The sequence below is a fragment of the Ornithinimicrobium panacihumi genome, assembly GCF_052073805.1.
GTDB lineage: Bacteria > Actinomycetota > Actinomycetes > Actinomycetales > Dermatophilaceae > Ornithinicoccus > Ornithinicoccus panacihumi.
Genome location: NZ_JBQGWG010000001.1, coordinates 401,037 through 415,821, shown reverse-complemented (window position 1 = coordinate 415,821; position 14,785 = coordinate 401,037). Strand labels below are relative to the sequence as shown.

At 72.5% G+C, this 14,785-nt stretch carries 14 protein-coding genes; 4 read left to right on the top strand and 10 right to left on the bottom strand.

Going from position 1 to position 14,785, the window contains the following annotated elements:
* Positions 1-65 precede the first annotated feature (65 nt).
* The gene (gene lexA / locus ACTMMA_RS01955) at positions 66-776 is read left to right on the top strand and encodes a transcriptional repressor LexA (RefSeq protein ID WP_441188410.1); all 711 of its coding nucleotides are present in this window, start codon (positions 66-68) and stop codon (positions 774-776) included.
* A gap of 92 nt (positions 777-868) precedes the next feature.
* Positions 869-1,063, top strand: coding sequence for a hypothetical protein (locus ACTMMA_RS01950; protein ID WP_441188409.1), 195 nt, complete (start codon positions 869-871; stop codon positions 1,061-1,063).
* Between the two features lie 149 nt (positions 1,064-1,212).
* Here the strand turns inward: ACTMMA_RS01950 and ACTMMA_RS01945 are convergent, their stop codons facing one another.
* The 4 genes from ACTMMA_RS01945 to ACTMMA_RS01930 form a co-directional block, all read right to left on the bottom strand.
* Entirely contained in the window at positions 1,213-1,548 is a 336-nt protein-coding gene (locus ACTMMA_RS01945; protein WP_441188408.1) for a PRC-barrel domain-containing protein, read from the bottom strand.
* Between the two features lie 55 nt (positions 1,549-1,603).
* Entirely contained in the window at positions 1,604-2,485 is an 882-nt protein-coding gene (locus ACTMMA_RS01940) for a Sir2 family NAD-dependent protein deacetylase (RefSeq protein ID WP_441188407.1), read from the bottom strand.
* 30 nt (positions 2,486-2,515) lie between these two features.
* Positions 2,516-3,859: a patatin-like phospholipase family protein gene (locus tag ACTMMA_RS01935; RefSeq protein WP_441188406.1), complete on the bottom strand. Its 1,344-nt coding sequence runs from the start codon at positions 3,857-3,859 to the stop codon at positions 2,516-2,518.
* A 195-nt stretch (positions 3,860-4,054) separates the two neighbouring features.
* Positions 4,055-4,594, bottom strand: a complete 540-nt coding sequence (locus tag ACTMMA_RS01930) for a hypothetical protein (protein ID WP_441188405.1) — start codon at positions 4,592-4,594, stop codon at positions 4,055-4,057.
* Positions 4,595-4,801: 207 nt separating this feature from the next.
* Between ACTMMA_RS01930 and ACTMMA_RS01925 the strand changes: the two genes are divergently transcribed.
* A complete protein-coding gene (locus ACTMMA_RS01925; RefSeq protein ID WP_441188404.1) occupies positions 4,802-5,731 on the top strand; it encodes a LysR family transcriptional regulator in 930 nt (309 codons plus the stop codon).
* An 84-nt stretch (positions 5,732-5,815) separates the two neighbouring features.
* Here the strand turns inward: ACTMMA_RS01925 and ACTMMA_RS01920 are convergent, their stop codons facing one another.
* From ACTMMA_RS01920 to rpsT, 5 genes are all read right to left on the bottom strand, one after another.
* Positions 5,816-8,194, bottom strand: a complete 2,379-nt coding sequence (locus ACTMMA_RS01920; RefSeq protein ID WP_441188403.1) for a ComEC/Rec2 family competence protein — start codon at positions 8,192-8,194, stop codon at positions 5,816-5,818.
* Positions 8,191-9,168: a helix-hairpin-helix domain-containing protein gene (locus tag ACTMMA_RS01915; RefSeq protein WP_441188402.1), complete on the bottom strand. Its 978-nt coding sequence runs from the start codon at positions 9,166-9,168 to the stop codon at positions 8,191-8,193. Before ACTMMA_RS01915 ends, ACTMMA_RS01920 begins: the two co-directional genes overlap by 4 nt.
* Positions 9,169-9,325: 157 nt before the next feature.
* Positions 9,326-10,174, bottom strand: coding sequence for a DegV family protein (locus ACTMMA_RS01910; RefSeq protein WP_441188401.1), 849 nt, complete (start codon positions 10,172-10,174; stop codon positions 9,326-9,328).
* 26 nt (positions 10,175-10,200) lie between these two features.
* The gene (gene leuS, locus ACTMMA_RS01905) at positions 10,201-13,131 is read right to left on the bottom strand and encodes a leucine--tRNA ligase (RefSeq protein ID WP_441188400.1); all 2,931 of its coding nucleotides are present in this window, start codon (positions 13,129-13,131) and stop codon (positions 10,201-10,203) included.
* Positions 13,132-13,447: 316 nt separating this feature from the next.
* On the bottom strand, positions 13,448-13,714 hold the full coding sequence (gene rpsT, locus ACTMMA_RS01900) for a 30S ribosomal protein S20 (protein WP_441188399.1): 267 nt from the start codon (positions 13,712-13,714) through the stop codon (positions 13,448-13,450).
* Between the two features lie 252 nt (positions 13,715-13,966).
* Between rpsT and ACTMMA_RS01895 the strand changes: the two genes are divergently transcribed.
* Complete coding sequence (locus tag ACTMMA_RS01895) at positions 13,967-14,317, top strand: hypothetical protein (protein WP_441188398.1); 351 nt, start codon at positions 13,967-13,969, stop codon at positions 14,315-14,317.
* 40 nt (positions 14,318-14,357) lie between these two features.
* Here the strand turns inward: ACTMMA_RS01895 and ACTMMA_RS01890 are convergent, their stop codons facing one another.
* Positions 14,358-14,777 carry a DUF952 domain-containing protein gene (locus tag ACTMMA_RS01890; RefSeq protein WP_441188397.1) on the bottom strand — a complete coding sequence of 140 codons (420 nt, stop codon included), beginning with the start codon at positions 14,775-14,777 and terminating at the stop codon, positions 14,358-14,360.
* Positions 14,778-14,785 lie beyond the last annotated feature (8 nt).

Genomic DNA, 14,785 nt, shown 5'->3' with positions numbered 1-14,785 from the left:
CACGAAGACCGTCTGACCTGGCAGTTCGGCCAGATCAGGGCGGCAGAGGACACGGGACGGAAGAGATGGCAACGATCCACGAAATGCCCGACCGAGACGGGGGCGCCAAGCTGACGAACCGCCAGCGCCGGGTGCTCGACGTGATCCGCGACTCCGTGGACGCGCGTGGCTACCCGCCCAGCCTGCGGGAGATCGGTGAGGCCGTCGGCCTGACCTCCCCCAGCTCCGTGGCCCACCAGCTCAAGATGCTGGAGCGCAAGGGCTACCTGCGCCGCGACCCCAACCGTCCGCGCGCCATCGAGGTCGTCACCCCGGGCGACGACGGCCACGGCTACCGTCGCACCCTCACCGACCCGGCCGAGCCGACGATGGACGAGACCGGCATCGGTGACTCCCGCCCGCAGGCCTCCTACGTCCCCGTCGTGGGCCGCATCGCCGCCGGCGGGCCGATCCTGGCCGAGGAGGCGGTCGAGGACGTCTTCCCCCTCCCCCGCCAGATCGTCGGCGACGGCGAGCTCTTCCTGCTCAAGGTCGTCGGTGACTCGATGATCGACGCGGCGATCTGCGACGGCGACTGGGTCGTGGTGCGTCGCCAGCCGACCGCCGTCAGCGGCGACATCGTCGCGGCCATGCTCGACAACGAGGCCACGGTCAAGACCTACAAGAAGGGCAAGGACAAGGTCTGGCTCATGCCGCACAACCCGGCCTACGAGCCGATCGACGGCGACCATGCCGTCGTCCTGGGCAAGGTGACCGCCGTCCTGCGCCGCGTCTGACCGCCCCGCTCCCCCAGTCCCACGATGCCGCCCTCTCGACCAGGGCGGCATCGTGCTGTCCGGGTCCGGGCACCGCGTGGCAGGGTGGGCCCATGGCCGCTGAGTCGGCGCGAGACGAAGAGGTGGCGTCATCGGAGCGCCTCGTCCTGCGCGAGATGCTCCCCTCCGACGCGTCACTCCTGCGCGAGCTGTGGGAGTCCCGGGACGCTCGCACCCCGCCGCACCGGCGGATCACCCAGCAGCACACCACCGACCCGGGCAGCAGCCGGTCCGCCGCGTGCAGATAGCGACGCACCGGGAGCGTCACGGAGGCAGGCAGCTGGGTGATGGGGCGCGACGAGTCGTCCACCTCATGCGCCTTGTGGACCTGGGTGCCGGTTATAACCGGCGTCAAGTGGGTTTCCCCGCATGAAGTGAGAACAGGCGGTCGCCGAGGTCACGCGGACGGCGCCGGCCCGTCGTCGACGGCGTAGTAAAGGTAGAGGTCCTGCTCGTTGTCCTCCGACAGGTGGCCGTCGGGGGCGATGTCGGGCGCGCGCTTGATCATCTCGGTGCTGTAGGGCACGAGCACCCGCCCGTCGCGCAGCTCGGCGGTGGCCAGCGGCACGAAGACCTTGCGCCCGGCGAACCAGCCGGTGCGCACCGTGGCCCAGGCGGGATGGCCCGTGCGGTTGTCCACGTAGACCTCGCCGAGGGATCCGACACGCTCGCCGTCCTGGTCGACGACCTCGGCGTCGAAGTACTGGTCGAGCTGTTCCTGCGTGATTCCCATCGGGACCTCCTGGCCGCGGTGCCATTGTGCTGCTCAAGCACACCACACCGACGGCTCAGCGCGCGAGATCCCGCGCCAGCCTCGGCAGGACGTCGACCAGCAGGTTGTCCAGCTGGAGGGTGGTCTCGGCCGTCCCCCTGGTCCCGCCCCGGGTCACGACGGCCACGGGTATGCCGTTCCTCGCCGCCCTGCGGACGAACCGGTAGCCGCTCATCACCTGGAGTGATGAGCCGAGCACGAGCAGCAGCCGTGCGCCGTCGACGAGCTCGAAGGCCTGCTCGACGAGGGCTTTGGGGACCGATCCGCCGAAGAAGACGACGTCGGGCTTGAGCCGGTCGTTGCCGCAGACCAGGCAGCGGGGCGCCCGGAAGGACTCGACGAGGTCGGCGGGCAGGATGACGTCGCCGTCGGGCTGGACCTCGCCGGTGGTGCCGGCCCGCTCGAGGAAGCCGGGGTTGGCCGCGGCCAGCCAGTCGTGGACCTGCTCGCGGGTGCTGGGCTCGCCGCAGTCCAGGCAGGTGACTCGGGCCAGGTTGCCGTGCAGCTCGAGGACGTCGGTGGCGCCGGCCTCCTGGTGGAGGCCATCGACGTTCTGGGTGATGATCCCGCGGACGAGCCCGAGACGCTGCAGGTCGGCGACGGCGCGGTGGGCGGCGTTGGGGCGGGCGGCCGAGAAGCGCTCCCAGCCGGCGTAGGCGCGCGCCCAGTAGCGCTGCCGGCCCTCGGCGGAGGTGACGAACTCCCCGTGCTGCATCGGCTGGACGCGGCGCTGGCCGTCCGGGCCGCGGTAGTCGGGGATGCCCGAGGCGGTCGACATGCCGGCCCCGGTGAGCACGGTGACCTCGCCGTCGGCGACCAGCTCCACGAGCTCGTCGTAGTGGTCGTCGTCGACGTCGGTGCGTGGCGGCACGTGCGGGGAGTGGGGATCCGTCGTCATGAGTCGGACCATCCTGTCACCCCGCCCGCGTCAGCGCCGCCCCAGCGCGGTGATCCGCTCCGAGCGGGACAGCAGCGGCGCGGCCTGGTCGCCGGCGACCTGCGGGTGCGGCGGCACCAGCGGGGTGTCGCGGGCCACCACCCGCGGGCTGTGCCGCCGGACGGAGGCGTCGCAGACGATGTAGCCGTGCCGCTCCAGGATCATCTGCTCGCCGGGGGTGAAGGCGTCCAGGTCGGTGCGGACCCGGTTGATCGTGGCGACCAGCTCGGCCGCGTAGCCGTCGACCAGCCCAGCCTCCGGGGCGTGACCGGGGACGGGTGAGACCGTGTTGGGCGACTCCAGCGACCACGTCGCGCCGTCGAGGATCCCGGCGGAGAAGCTGGCGCGCAGCCACCGCAGGCGGGTGGTCTTCCCCCCGCTGGCCGCGATCGAGAGCAGGTGCCACATCCGGCCGATCGTGCTGCCGGCCACCTGGCCGCGGAAGACCGCGCCGCCGTCGCTGACCAGCACCGTCTCGTGGTCGGACCAGACCTGCTCGAGCCCGAAGTTGTCGTAGATCCCGCCGTCGGCGAGGTGTATGCGGCGCACGATCTCCTCGCGCACCTCCGGCGGCTCGTCCAGGTCCGGCACTCCCCCGACCAGCCCGAGCCGGGTCCCGTCCAGGGTGAGCGGCCCGAACCACGGCGGGTGGGCGCAGGAGGCGGCCACCGCGTCGACGATGCGCAACCCGGGAGGTGGTGCCGCATACCCGAGCCGGTGGTCCCCGATCCGTCCGCGCGGCGCGGAGGTGCAGGCGTCCGCGAAGACCCAGGAGACCCCATATCCCATCTCCGTGGCCCCGGTGAGGATCGCCGGGCCGCCGCGCTGGTTCTCGCGCAGCGGCGTCCCCCACCACGGGACGGCGCGCTCGAGCTCACCGGCGAGGACGCTGATGCTGACGTCCGCTCGGCCCCAGGCGTCGGGGCGCAGACGCGCCAGGAGAGCAGGGGTGCGGACGTTGCGGCCGGTCAGCCGCCGCAGCGGGTCGACCACCAGTTCCTCGAGGCCGCCAACCTGCGCCGGGGCGCCGTGGGGGTCGGGCCACTCAAGGTCGGGATGGGCCAGCAGGTTGGCGACCAGGGCCCCGCCGGAGACCGCGCTGATGGTGCGCAGCCGGCCGAGGACCCCGAGCTCGTCGAGGCGACGGATGGCGCCGAGGTGGAAGAGGGCCGCACGGAAGCCGCCGCCGGACAGGCACAGGGCGGACCCGCTGCGCGGGCGCCGGGCCGAGGGCCCGTGGTGGGCGGTGGCCCGGGCCGCCCCGAGCTGGGCCGAGGCCGGGTCGGCCCAGCCGTGCGGCTCGACGCCGGGGCCGTGGGCGTTCTGGTGGAACACGCTCCAAGCGCACCGTCCGCAGGTGACGGGACGGTGAAGGGCACGCCGACCGGTGGGCGACGTGCACGTGTCCGCAGGGCCAACTGTGCTGCCCGCGGGCACGCGCGAGGCCCCGGTCGATGTCTCGACCGGGGCCTCGTGACCGGAACGTCAGGGGATCTGCGTCCAGGGGATCTGGCTCAGAGGATCAGGTGATCAGCGGAGCCACTCGGGGGCGATGCGCTTCCACATCTCGCCCAGGCCCAGGTACTCCCAGCTCGCCGGGATGGCGGCGATGACGAGCATCACGATCGCGCCGGTGAGGTGGTCGTCCAGGAAGGGGTTGGTGGTGGTGGGCAGCGAGGCGCCGTACATGAACAGGTACATCAGGGCGCCGGCCAGGGCACCGACGCGGGCGCCCATGCCCGTGATCAGGGTCAGGCCGATGCCGAGCAGGCCGATCATGAACAGCCAGTCGAACAGCGCGATGCCGGACCAGGAGTTGTACATCCCGGCGAGGGGGCCCTCGACGCCGGCCAGGTAACCGGTGGTGGGGGAACCGCCGTTGACCACGGCGCGCTCGGCCGGGGTCGCGAAGCCGAGGCCGAACATCTTGTCGACGAAGGCCCACAGGAAGTAGAAACCGAAGGCGATGCGCATGATGCCGAGCATCCAGCCACCGATCTCCGGGAGGAAGTGCTTCTCGTCACGAACCACGGCGTGGTCGTGCTCAACGCTACGGTCGATGGTGCTCATGTCAGCCAGCTCTCCTTGGGTGTGCGTTCTGGTGGCTGATTCAACAATCGCAGGATCCGACATTTCGTAGTAGAGGCTTCGGTCCGCAGTTGGACGGGACCAAGGTCCCTTGATGTCCGGGCCGTGCTGGGCGCAGAAGATGAGTCTGCGGGGCGTGGCATGAGCGCACCCCGGGCGCGGGACATTAGTCACCGTTATGATGGCCGGATGCTGGACGCTGCTGGACTTCGGGTCATGAAGGCGATCGCCGACGAGGGCACCTTCACGGCCGCGGCCAACGCGCTCGGCTACACCCAGCCGGCGATCTCCCAGATGGTGCGGCGGCTGGAGGACCGGACCGGCACCGTGCTGGTGGAGCGGGCGGGTCGGGCCGTGCGCCTCACCGAGGCCGGCCAGCTCCTGGCCCGCCACGCCACCGAGATCCTCGCGGCCCTGGACCGGGCCGAGGGCGAGATCGCCGCGATCGCCGGGCTGCAGCAGGGGCGCGTCCGCCTGATGGCCTTTCCCTCCTCCTCCGCCACGCTCGTGCCCCGCGCCCTGGCCGCGCTCAAGGCGCGGCACCCGCAGCTGACGGTGAAGTTCACCGAGGCCGAGCCGCCGGAGTCCCTGGCCGCGCTGCGTGCCGGCGAGGTCGACCTGGCACTGGCCTTCTCCTACGAGGGCACCGACCCCGGCCGCGGCGAGGACGACCTCAGCGGCCTGGAGGTCATCGACGTCCTCACCGACCCGGTGATGCTCGTCCTGCCCAAGGACCACCCGCTCGCGGCCCAGGACGAGGTCGACCTCGCCGCCCTCTCGGACGAGAGCTGGATCGCCGGGTGCCCCCGCTGCCGCGGCCACCTGCTGACCCTCTCCCGCGATGCCGGCTTCGCGCCGGACGTGGTCTTCGAGACCGAGGACTACGTCGCCGTGCTGGGCCTGGTCGCGGCCGGGCTCGGGGTGGCCCTGGCCCCCCAGCTGATCCTGCACTCGGTCTCCCACCCCGACGTGGTCGTGCGCCCGGTCGCGCCGCCCTCGCGTCGCGTCGTGCAGATCGTGACCACGCCGGACCTCAAGCGCGTGCCCTCGGTGGCGGCCCTGCTGGACGCCCTGTGCGCGAGCGCGGCGGAGCTCAAGGTGGCCACCGCGGCCGAGTGAGCGGCGCGAACGTCGGCGCGCACGGTCCGCGCCGGGCTGGCTCCGAGCCGGGCCACCGCGGGCCCGGCCCCCCTGCCCCAGCGGTCACGGCCCACTGCCGGCCCCGCGCCGGTGCACGCGCAGCCCGTCCTCCCCGTCGCTGACCGCGATGTCGCCGTCCAGGTCGGTGCGCAGCACCACCATCCCCTCCCCGTGCAGCAGCTCCAGCGCGCTGGGGGCGGGATGCCCGAAGGTGTTGTCCGGGCCGACGCCGATCATCGCCACCTCGGCACGGCTGTCCGCCACCAGCTGCGCGTCCTGGGCGGCCGACCCGTGGTGGGCGACCTTGAGGATGTCGTAGTCCCTCCCCTCCACCGACGACCGCACCGGCCTGGCGCCCTCGGGCTCGATGTCGCCGGTGAACAGCAGCGCCCGCTCCCCCACCCGCACGTCCAGGATGAGGCTGCCGTTGTTGGCCGGCGACTGCCCCACGACCGGCACCGGCCCCGGCGCGAGCACCTCGACCCGCGCGGCCCCGACCTGGACGACGTCACCCGCGCGCAGCGTCACCGGCGCGACCCGGTGGGAGCTGAGCTCTCGGGCCACCTGGTCGCTCATCTCGGGCGGTTCGAGGACCGGACTCAGGTATGCGGTCTCCGCGCCGGTCGCGCGCAGCGCACCTCCCAGACCGGCGACGTGGTCGGCGTGGAAGTGGCTGAGCACGACCGCGTCGAGGCGGTCCAGCCGGAGGTCGCGCAGGCAGCGGTGGAGGGGGTCGGGGTCGGGCCCGGTGTCGACGAGCATCCCGGAGGCCGGCCCGGTGCGGACCACGAAGGCATCGCCCTGGCCGACGTCGCAGCCGACCACCACCCAGCCGGGAGGTGGCCAGGAGTCCAGCGCCCGGGTCGGCCAGATCGCGGCGAGGACGGCGCCGAGGCCGACGATGCCCACCCAGGGTCGGCGTCGCAGCAGGTCCCGCCACCACGGGCCGCTCGCCAGTGCTGCCGCCGTGACGACGGCCAGGAGCCAGGCGCCGGGGACCCCGTCGACCCACTCCAGGGTGCCCCAGGGCAGGTCCGCGCAGCGGCGGGCGACCCAGCCGATCGTCCAGGCGGGCAGCGCTGCGAGCCAGGCGACACCGGTCCCCAGCAGGAGCGACACCGGGGAGAGGACGGCGGCGACGACACCGAGGACGGTGGTGGGGGCGACGAGGGGTGCGGCCAGGAGGTTCGCCAGGACCGCGACGGTGGTGATGTTGCCCTGGAGGAGGACGATCACCGGTGCGCACGCGACCTGGGCGGCCAGCGGGACCGCGATGGCATCGCCGACCAGGGACAGCCGTCGCGGCAGCCGGGCGGCGATGGCATCTGCCCAGGGTCGTGACCACAGGACCAGGCCGAGGGTGGCCATGGTGGACAGCGCGAAGCCGTACGAGCGCGCCAGCCACGGATCGACGCACAGCAGCGCGATGACGGCCGCCGCGAGGGTGGGCAGGCTGACCCGGCGGCGCGCCGAGCTGAGGGCGAGCAGCCCCACGGTGCCCATCACGCCGGCCCGCAGCACCGAGGGCTCGGGCCGGCAGAGCAGGACGAAACCGACGAGCCCGAGCAGGATCAGCGGGGTCCGCCAGCGTCGTCCCACCCCGAGGCGTGCCACGACGATCGCGACGGCGCCGGTCACGAGCGCGACGTTCGAGCCCGAGACGGCGCTCAAATGTGTCATCCCGGTGGCGCGCATCGCCTCGGTGAGGTCGGCAGGAGTCAGCGAGGTGTCGCCGATCACCAGCCCCGGGACGAGGCCTCTCGCGTCGGCCGGCAACGGGTCGACGGCCTGCCGGAAGGCCTCCCGGACGTGGTCGGTCGCGGTCAGGACGCGGCCCGGTGACTGCCGCACCTCCGGCAAACCCCGGGGCTGGAAGACCGCGACGGGCCGGCCCACGTCGTCCGGCGCCTGGAGCCTGCCCCGGGCGTGCACGGTGCTGCGCCAGGCGAGCTCCTCCCAGCCGTCCCCGGCCTTGGCGAACACCAGCACCGGCGTCGCCCCGAGTGTCAACTCTCCCCTTGCCCTGGCCTCGCCGACCCGCAGCTCGACCACGACCAGCCCAGGTCGTTCGTCGCCGCTGCTGATCACCCGTGGCTCGGTGGTGACGGTCCCGACGATCTCCGCGACCGCGCGGTCCTCGCCCCAGCCTGGCAGCGGGCCGGCCCGGTCCCGGGCTAGATGGGCGGCGGTCACCGAGCAGACCAGGCCGGTGACGGCCAGGCTGAGCGCGAGCAGCCCCGTGGCGCGCCTCCGCGCCCCGAGCAGCGTCACGCGCCGCCGCGCGGCGACCGGCCCCGCCAGGACCAGGCACGTGAGACCCACCCCGAGGACCACGGGCACACGGTGCGGCAGCAGCACCACCACCGCGGCCCAGGCGACGAGGGCCGGGACCAGCAGGCGACCGTCCAGCCGGGGACGATCCACCTCGACCAGCGGGCTCACGGGCCGACCGTGACGTCAGGGGCGAGCCGCTCAAGGGTCTTCTCCCCGATGCCGCTCACCTCCAGCAGCTCGTCCACGGAGGTGAACCTGCCGTGCTCCTCGCGCCAGGCCAGGATCGCCTGCGCCGTCACCGGCCCGACTCCCGAGAGGCCCTCGAGGTCGGCCTGGGTTGCGGTGTTCAGGTCCAGCGGCCCCCGTCCCGGACCACCTCCTCCGCCACCACCCGCACCGCCGCCGTCTCCCCCGCCCGGCCCACCACCCGCACCGCCGCCACCAGCCGTCTGCGGTGGTGGCCCCACGGAGTCAGGTGGCTCCTCGCCCGGGCGTCCGACCCAGATCTGCTCTCCGTCGCTGACCGGACGGGCGAGGTTGAGGACGGCCTGGTCCGCCTCGTCGGTGAATCCTCCGGCCTGCTGAACCGCGTCGAGGACCCTGGCCCCGGCCGGGACCTCGACGACGCCCGGCCTCTCGACCTGTCCGGTGACGTGGACGAGCAACGGCGGCCCGGCCGGCTGCCCGGTCGGTGAGCCGTCCTCCGGCTGGCCCGACGACTGGGACGGGGACGCGTCCGGCGGGGCTGAGGACTGTGATGCCCCGCCCTCCTGCTGGCTCGACGCCTCGTCGACCGCCGCGAGATGGACGGGCTCGCCGGGGGCCGCCATCGTCGTCGTCCAGACCCAGAGGCCACCCAGCACGACGATGACGACAGCGGCGACGAGCAGCATGCCCCGGACTGCACCCCGCCCCACGGACAGGTCCACCGACCGCAGGGACTCGGGCACCGACAGCACCGGGACGCCTCCACCACCACGGCGGTGACGGCCAATGGAGGGTCCGGAGGGACGTCCGGCTCCGGGGTCGTCGAGCAGGTCCTCGAGACGGTCAGCATCACCGGAGAGGCTGCCGCCATCACCGGCGAGACGGTGGACGTCGCCGGCGAGACCCGTCTCCTCATCCGACGCCCCACCCCTCATGACCTCCGACCGTAGGGAGATGGCGCGCTTGGTTCACGGTCGTCGGCCGCGCTGTGGAAAGGCCCGTGCCCGCAGTCCAGGGTGTGGACGACCGCGCGGGGTCCGGGCCGAGCCGCATCGCCGCGGTGCGCGCGTGCACCGCGGGCGTCTCAGAGGTCTACCGAGGCTGGGGCGCGACGACGACGCCGACCGTGCCGGGGCCGACGTGGACCCCCACGATCGGGTCGACCTCGGCCACGTCCGGCTCGATGCCGGTCCGCTCGGCGAGCTCCCCGGCCACCTGGGCGGCGGACTCCTCGGCGGCCAGCTGCAGGACGGCGACCTTGACCTCCAGACCCTCGGCGCGCGCCTCCTCGACCGCCTCGACCCCACGCTCGACCAGCCGGGCGAGCGCCTTGGCCTTGGTCCGGACCTTCTCCGCCGGGGCGACCGCGCCGTCCTTGACGGTCAGCAGCGGCTTGATCGCCAGCGCCGACCCGAGCAGGGCCGAGGCCAGGCCGATCCGGCCGCCGCGGCGCAGGTGCTCGAGGGTGTCGACGTAGAACCAGGTCCGGCTGGCGGCCGCGTGCGCGCGGACCGTCTCGACGACCTCCTCGGCCGTGCCGCCGGAGGCGGCGACGCGGGAGCCTGCGAGCACCGCATACCCCATCGCCAGGCCGAGCACCGCGGAGTCGACGACCTCGACCCGGATCTCCTCGGCGACGGAGTCACGCGCGATCTCGGCCGCCTCCACGGTGCCGCTGACCTTCGAGGACAGGTGCACCGAGACCAGGGTCTGCGCCCCGTCGGCGGCTTCCTGGCGGTAGGTGCGCGCGAGCTCGCCCGGGGAGGGCATCGAGGTGGAGACGCGCTCCTTGCCCTCGGCGAGGATCTCGGCGACCTCGCCGGGGGTGATCTGCCTCGACTCCACCGACCGCCTGCCCGTCACGGTGACGTGCAGGGGGACGATCGTCACCCCCGCCGCCAGCGCCTGCTCGGCGGTGAGGGCGGCGGTGGTGTCGGTCACCAGGCGGAGTCGGGGCACGGGAAACCTCAGACGACGATGTTGACCAGGCTCGGGGCGCGGACGATGACCTTGCGGACGGGCGCGCCGTCGATGATCGCCTGCACCTTCTCGCTGGCCAGGGCCGCGGCCTCCAGGTCGGCCTCGGAGATGTCGGCCGCGACCTCCAGCCGGTCGCGGACCTTGCCCTTGACCTGCACGACCGCGGTGACGGTGTCCTCGACCAGCTTGGCCGGGTCGGCCTCCGGGAAGGGCGCGTAGGCCAGACCGCCCTCGTGGCCCAGCCGCTCCCACAGCTCCTCGGCCAGGTGCGGCGCGACCGGTGCGACCATCTGGACCAGGGGCTCGACGGCGGCGCGGGGCACGACGTCCAGCTTGGTCAGGTGGTTGTTCAGCTCGATCATCTTGGCGACCGCGGTGTTGGTCCGCAGCGCCTCGTAGTCGGCCCGGACGCCGTCGATGGTGCGGTGCAGCGCCTTGTCGGTCGCCTCGTCCAGCGCGGCGTCGACGACGGTGACCTCGCCGGTCTCCTCGTCGACCACGTTGCGCCACAACCGCTGCAGGAAGCGCTGGCTGCCGACGACGGCGCGGGTCTCCCAGGGGCGGTACTGCTCCAGCGGCCCCATCGACATCTCGTAGACCCGGAAGGTGTCTGCGCCGTAGGCCTCGACCATCTCGTCGGGGGTGACGACATTCTTCAGGGACTTGCCCATCTTGCCGTACTCCTGGGTGACGGCCTCGCCGTTCCAGGTGTATGTGGTGCGGTTGCCGTCCGTGTGCTCCTCCACCTCGGCCGCGGGCACCGGGAAGCCGCGGGAGTCGCGGTAGACGTAGGCCTCGATCATCCCCTGGTTGATCAGCCGCCGGAAGGGCTCCTCGGAGGAGACGTAGCCCAGGTCGTAGAGCACCTTGTGCCAGAACCTCGCGTAGAGCAGGTGCAGCACCGCGTGCTCGACGCCGCCGACGTAGAGGTCGACGCCACCGGGGTCGGTCGCACCCGTAGGCGCGCCGGCCACCGGCGCGGGGCGAGGGCCGATCCAGTAGCGCTCGACCGCCGGGTCGACCGGGGCGTCCTCGTTGGCGGGGTCCAGGTAGCGCAGGTGGTACCAGCACGACCCGGCCCAGTTGGGCATCGTGTTGGTCTCGCGGCGGAAGCGGCGGGTGCCGCGACCGTCGCCCAGGTCCAGCTCGACCTCGACCCAGTCGGTCGCGCGCGCCAGCGGGGCCTCCGGGCTGGACTGCGCGTCCTGGGGGTCGAAGGTGCGGGGGCTGTAGTCGGGCACCTCGGGCAGCGTGACCGGCAGCTGGTCGTCGGGCACGACGTGCGCGACGCCGTCCTCATCCCAGACGATCGGGAAGGGCTCGCCCCAGTAGCGCTGCCGGCTGAACAGCCAGTCGCGCAGCCGGTAGGTGATCGTGGGCGTGCCCAGGCCCTTGTCGGCCAGCCACGCGATGATCCGCTCCTTGGCCTCCGCGACGCCCAGCCCGTCCAGGCTGACCTCGTCGTTGGCGGAGTTGATCGCCGGCCCCTCGCCGGTGAAGGCCTCGTCCTCGGGGTGCCCCTCGGTGGGCTGCACCGTGCGGATGATCGGCAGGTCGAAGGCCTTGGCGAAGTCCCAGTCGCGCTGGTCCTGACCGGGGACGGCCATGATCGCGCCGGTGCCGTAGCCCATCAGCACGTAGTCGGCGACGAACACCGGGATCTGCGCGCCGTTGACCGGGTTGGTCGCGAACGCGCCGGTGAAGACGCCGGACTTGGTCTTGGCGTCGGCCTGCCGCTCGACGTCGCTCTTGGTCGAGGCCATCTTCTGGTATGCGGCCACGGCCGCCCTGGGGTCCGGCTCGCCGGAGGTCCAGGTCGGGTTGGTGCCGGCCGGCCAGTCGTCGGGGACGATCGCCTGCAGGGCCGGGTGCTCGGGGGCCACGACCATGAAGGTCGCCCCGAACAGCGTGTCCGGGCGGGTGGTGAAGACGTGCAGCGGGGCGCTGCCCGAGCCGTCGGCGGTCGGCACCTCGAAGCGCACGTCCGCGCCGGTGGAGCGGCCGATCCAGTTGCGCTGCATCAGCTTGACCTTCTCGGGCCAGTCCAGGCGCTCCAGGTCGTCGACCAGCCGGTCGGCGTAGGCGGTGATCCGCATCATCCACTGGCTCAGGTTGCGCTTGAACACCGGGAAGTCGCCGCGCTCGGACTTGCCGTCGGCGGTGACCTCCTCGTTGGACAGCACCGTGCCCAGACCCGGGCACCAGTTGACCGGGGCGGCCGAGACGTAGGCCAGACGGTAGCCGTCCAGGACGTCGGCGCGGTCCTTGGCGGACAGGTCGGCCCAGGCCAGGGCGGCGCCGCTCTCGTCGCGGCGCCCGGTCTCGCGCTCGCCCGCCTCGAACTGGGCGACCAGCTCGCTGATCGGCCGGGCCCGTCCGGTCCCCTTCCCGTCCCGGGAGGTGGCGGACACGTCATACCAGGAGTTGTAGATCTGGGTGAAGATCCACTGGGTCCAGCGGTAGTAGTCGGGGTCGAGGGTGGCGAAGCTGCGGCGCCGCTCGTGCGACAGACCGATCATCCGCATCTGGCGCAGGTAGGTCTCGATCGCCTGCTCGGTCGTGACCCGCGGGTGCTGGCCGGTCTGCACGGCGTAGTGCTCGGCCGGCAGGCCAAAGGCGTCGAAGCCCATCGTGTAGAGGACGTTGGCACCGGTCGTGCGGGCGTAGCGGGCACGGACGTCGGTGGCCAGGTAGCCGAGCGGGTGGCCCACGTGCATCCCCGCCCCGGAGGGATAGGGAAACATGTCCATGATCATCAGGTGGCCGTTGGTCAGCCGCGGGTCGTCCGGCTGCGCCCACGGACCCGCGGGGTTGGCCGAGTTGAAGGTGCTCTCGGCGTCCCACCGGTCCTGCCACTTCGCCTCGATCTGGTTGGCCAGCTCGGCGGTGTAGCGGTGCTGCGGGGTGCGCTCGCTCATCGGTGCTCTCGTCCTTGTCGTCTCGTCCCGGATGCGGTCTGTTCCTGTGGCACAAAAAAGCCCCTCTGGTCAGGAGGGGTCGCCGCGCTGGTCGTGCCTGGTCAGCGCGGCTGCGTAAGGAGGAGCTCGCAACGGGTCGTCATGATGCCGTTCATCGTAGCGCAGGCCCCACCCCACCCCCACCGAGAGCGGCCAATGGTTGCTGCCGACGCCAGGCGGACATGACGAAGCCCCACCCCTGAGAAGGGGCGGGGCCACGTCATACCTGCGTCGTCCGTGCGCCGATCAGCTCGACGGGGCGGAGCAGGGAGGTGCGTCAGGCGCCGATGGAGTTGAACTTCTTCGCCATGGCCGACTTCTTGTTGGCGGCCTGGTTGGCGTGAAGAACACCCTTGGAGACAGCCTTGTCCAGCTTCTTGGAGGCCAGCTTCAGGGCCTCCTCGGCCTTGGCGGTGTCACCGCTCTCGGCGGCCTCGCGGAACTTGCGGATCCAGGTGCGCAGCTCGGACTTGTACGCACGGTTGCGCTCGGTGCGCTTGGCGTTGGTCTTGACGCGCTTGATCTGGGACTTGATGTTTGCCACGAAGTGTCTTCCTGCTTCAGTCGTTGGTCTGGTGTCGTGAGGGCGACGACGCGCGGTCCAGGATTGAGGCGTGGGGATGCCCTGGCGGCTGGAACCGTGCGGTTTGGTGCATGCATGCGCGCACGACCGAGCGCGCACGCAGAGATCAACGTTACCAGCGCCGGTGCGCGGGAGAAAATTCAGGAGCACAATGGAGATGGACCCGCTCCCGCGCGAGCCCGCGCCAGGGCCCTGACGCACGGGAGGTGCATCATGACCGCCGCCCCCATCACCACGCAGACACCTGCGGCCCACCACGACGTGCGCAACGCCTGGATGGCGCTCCTGCTGGTCCCCCTCGCCATCGCCGGCGCCTTCCTCGTCGGCGAAGGTCTCATCGCGGCCCTCAGCTGGCCCGGCGACGGCGCACGGCCGCCGCTGTGGGCGATCCTGGCCGCGACGCTGCCCGCCCTGGCCGTCTTCTCGGTGCCGGCGCTGGTCTCCACGTGGTTCGCCCGGCGGGTCTCCCACGACGGCGACCGCCGCGGCTGGGTCCCGGCCGGGCTGCTGATCGGCGCGACCGTGCTCTTCGTGCTCACCAACGTCGGAGCGCTCTTCGCCTGAGCGAGCCCACCCGACCCGACCGGTCCTGCCGCGGGTCGCCTCAGCGGTCCTGCCAGGGACCGAGGTCGAGCCAGCCCTTCTCCACCGCGGCGGGGCGGGTCCGGGTCACGGCCTCCACCGGCAGCGCGCCGTAGACATGCGGGAAGAGCGGTGAGCCCGGATCGCCGGGGTCGCCGTGCTCCAGCCGCACCTCGACGAGCACGCGCGCCAGGACGGCCGGGTCGATCTCCAGCACGACCATGGGCTCGTCCACCCGCTGATAGTGCTCCTTGACCACGCCCGGCAGCTGCTCGGGATAGGAGCAGTGGATGAACCCCACCTCGGCCAGCGACGCACCCCGGGTGGACTGCTCATAGCTCCCGGTATGCAGTGCCTCGGCCCAGTGCTTCTCCTCAGCCAGGTGCCAGAAGGCTCGGGCGTCCTCCTCCGACCAACGGTCCACCTGCCCCGCGTCAGTCATGACCTTCT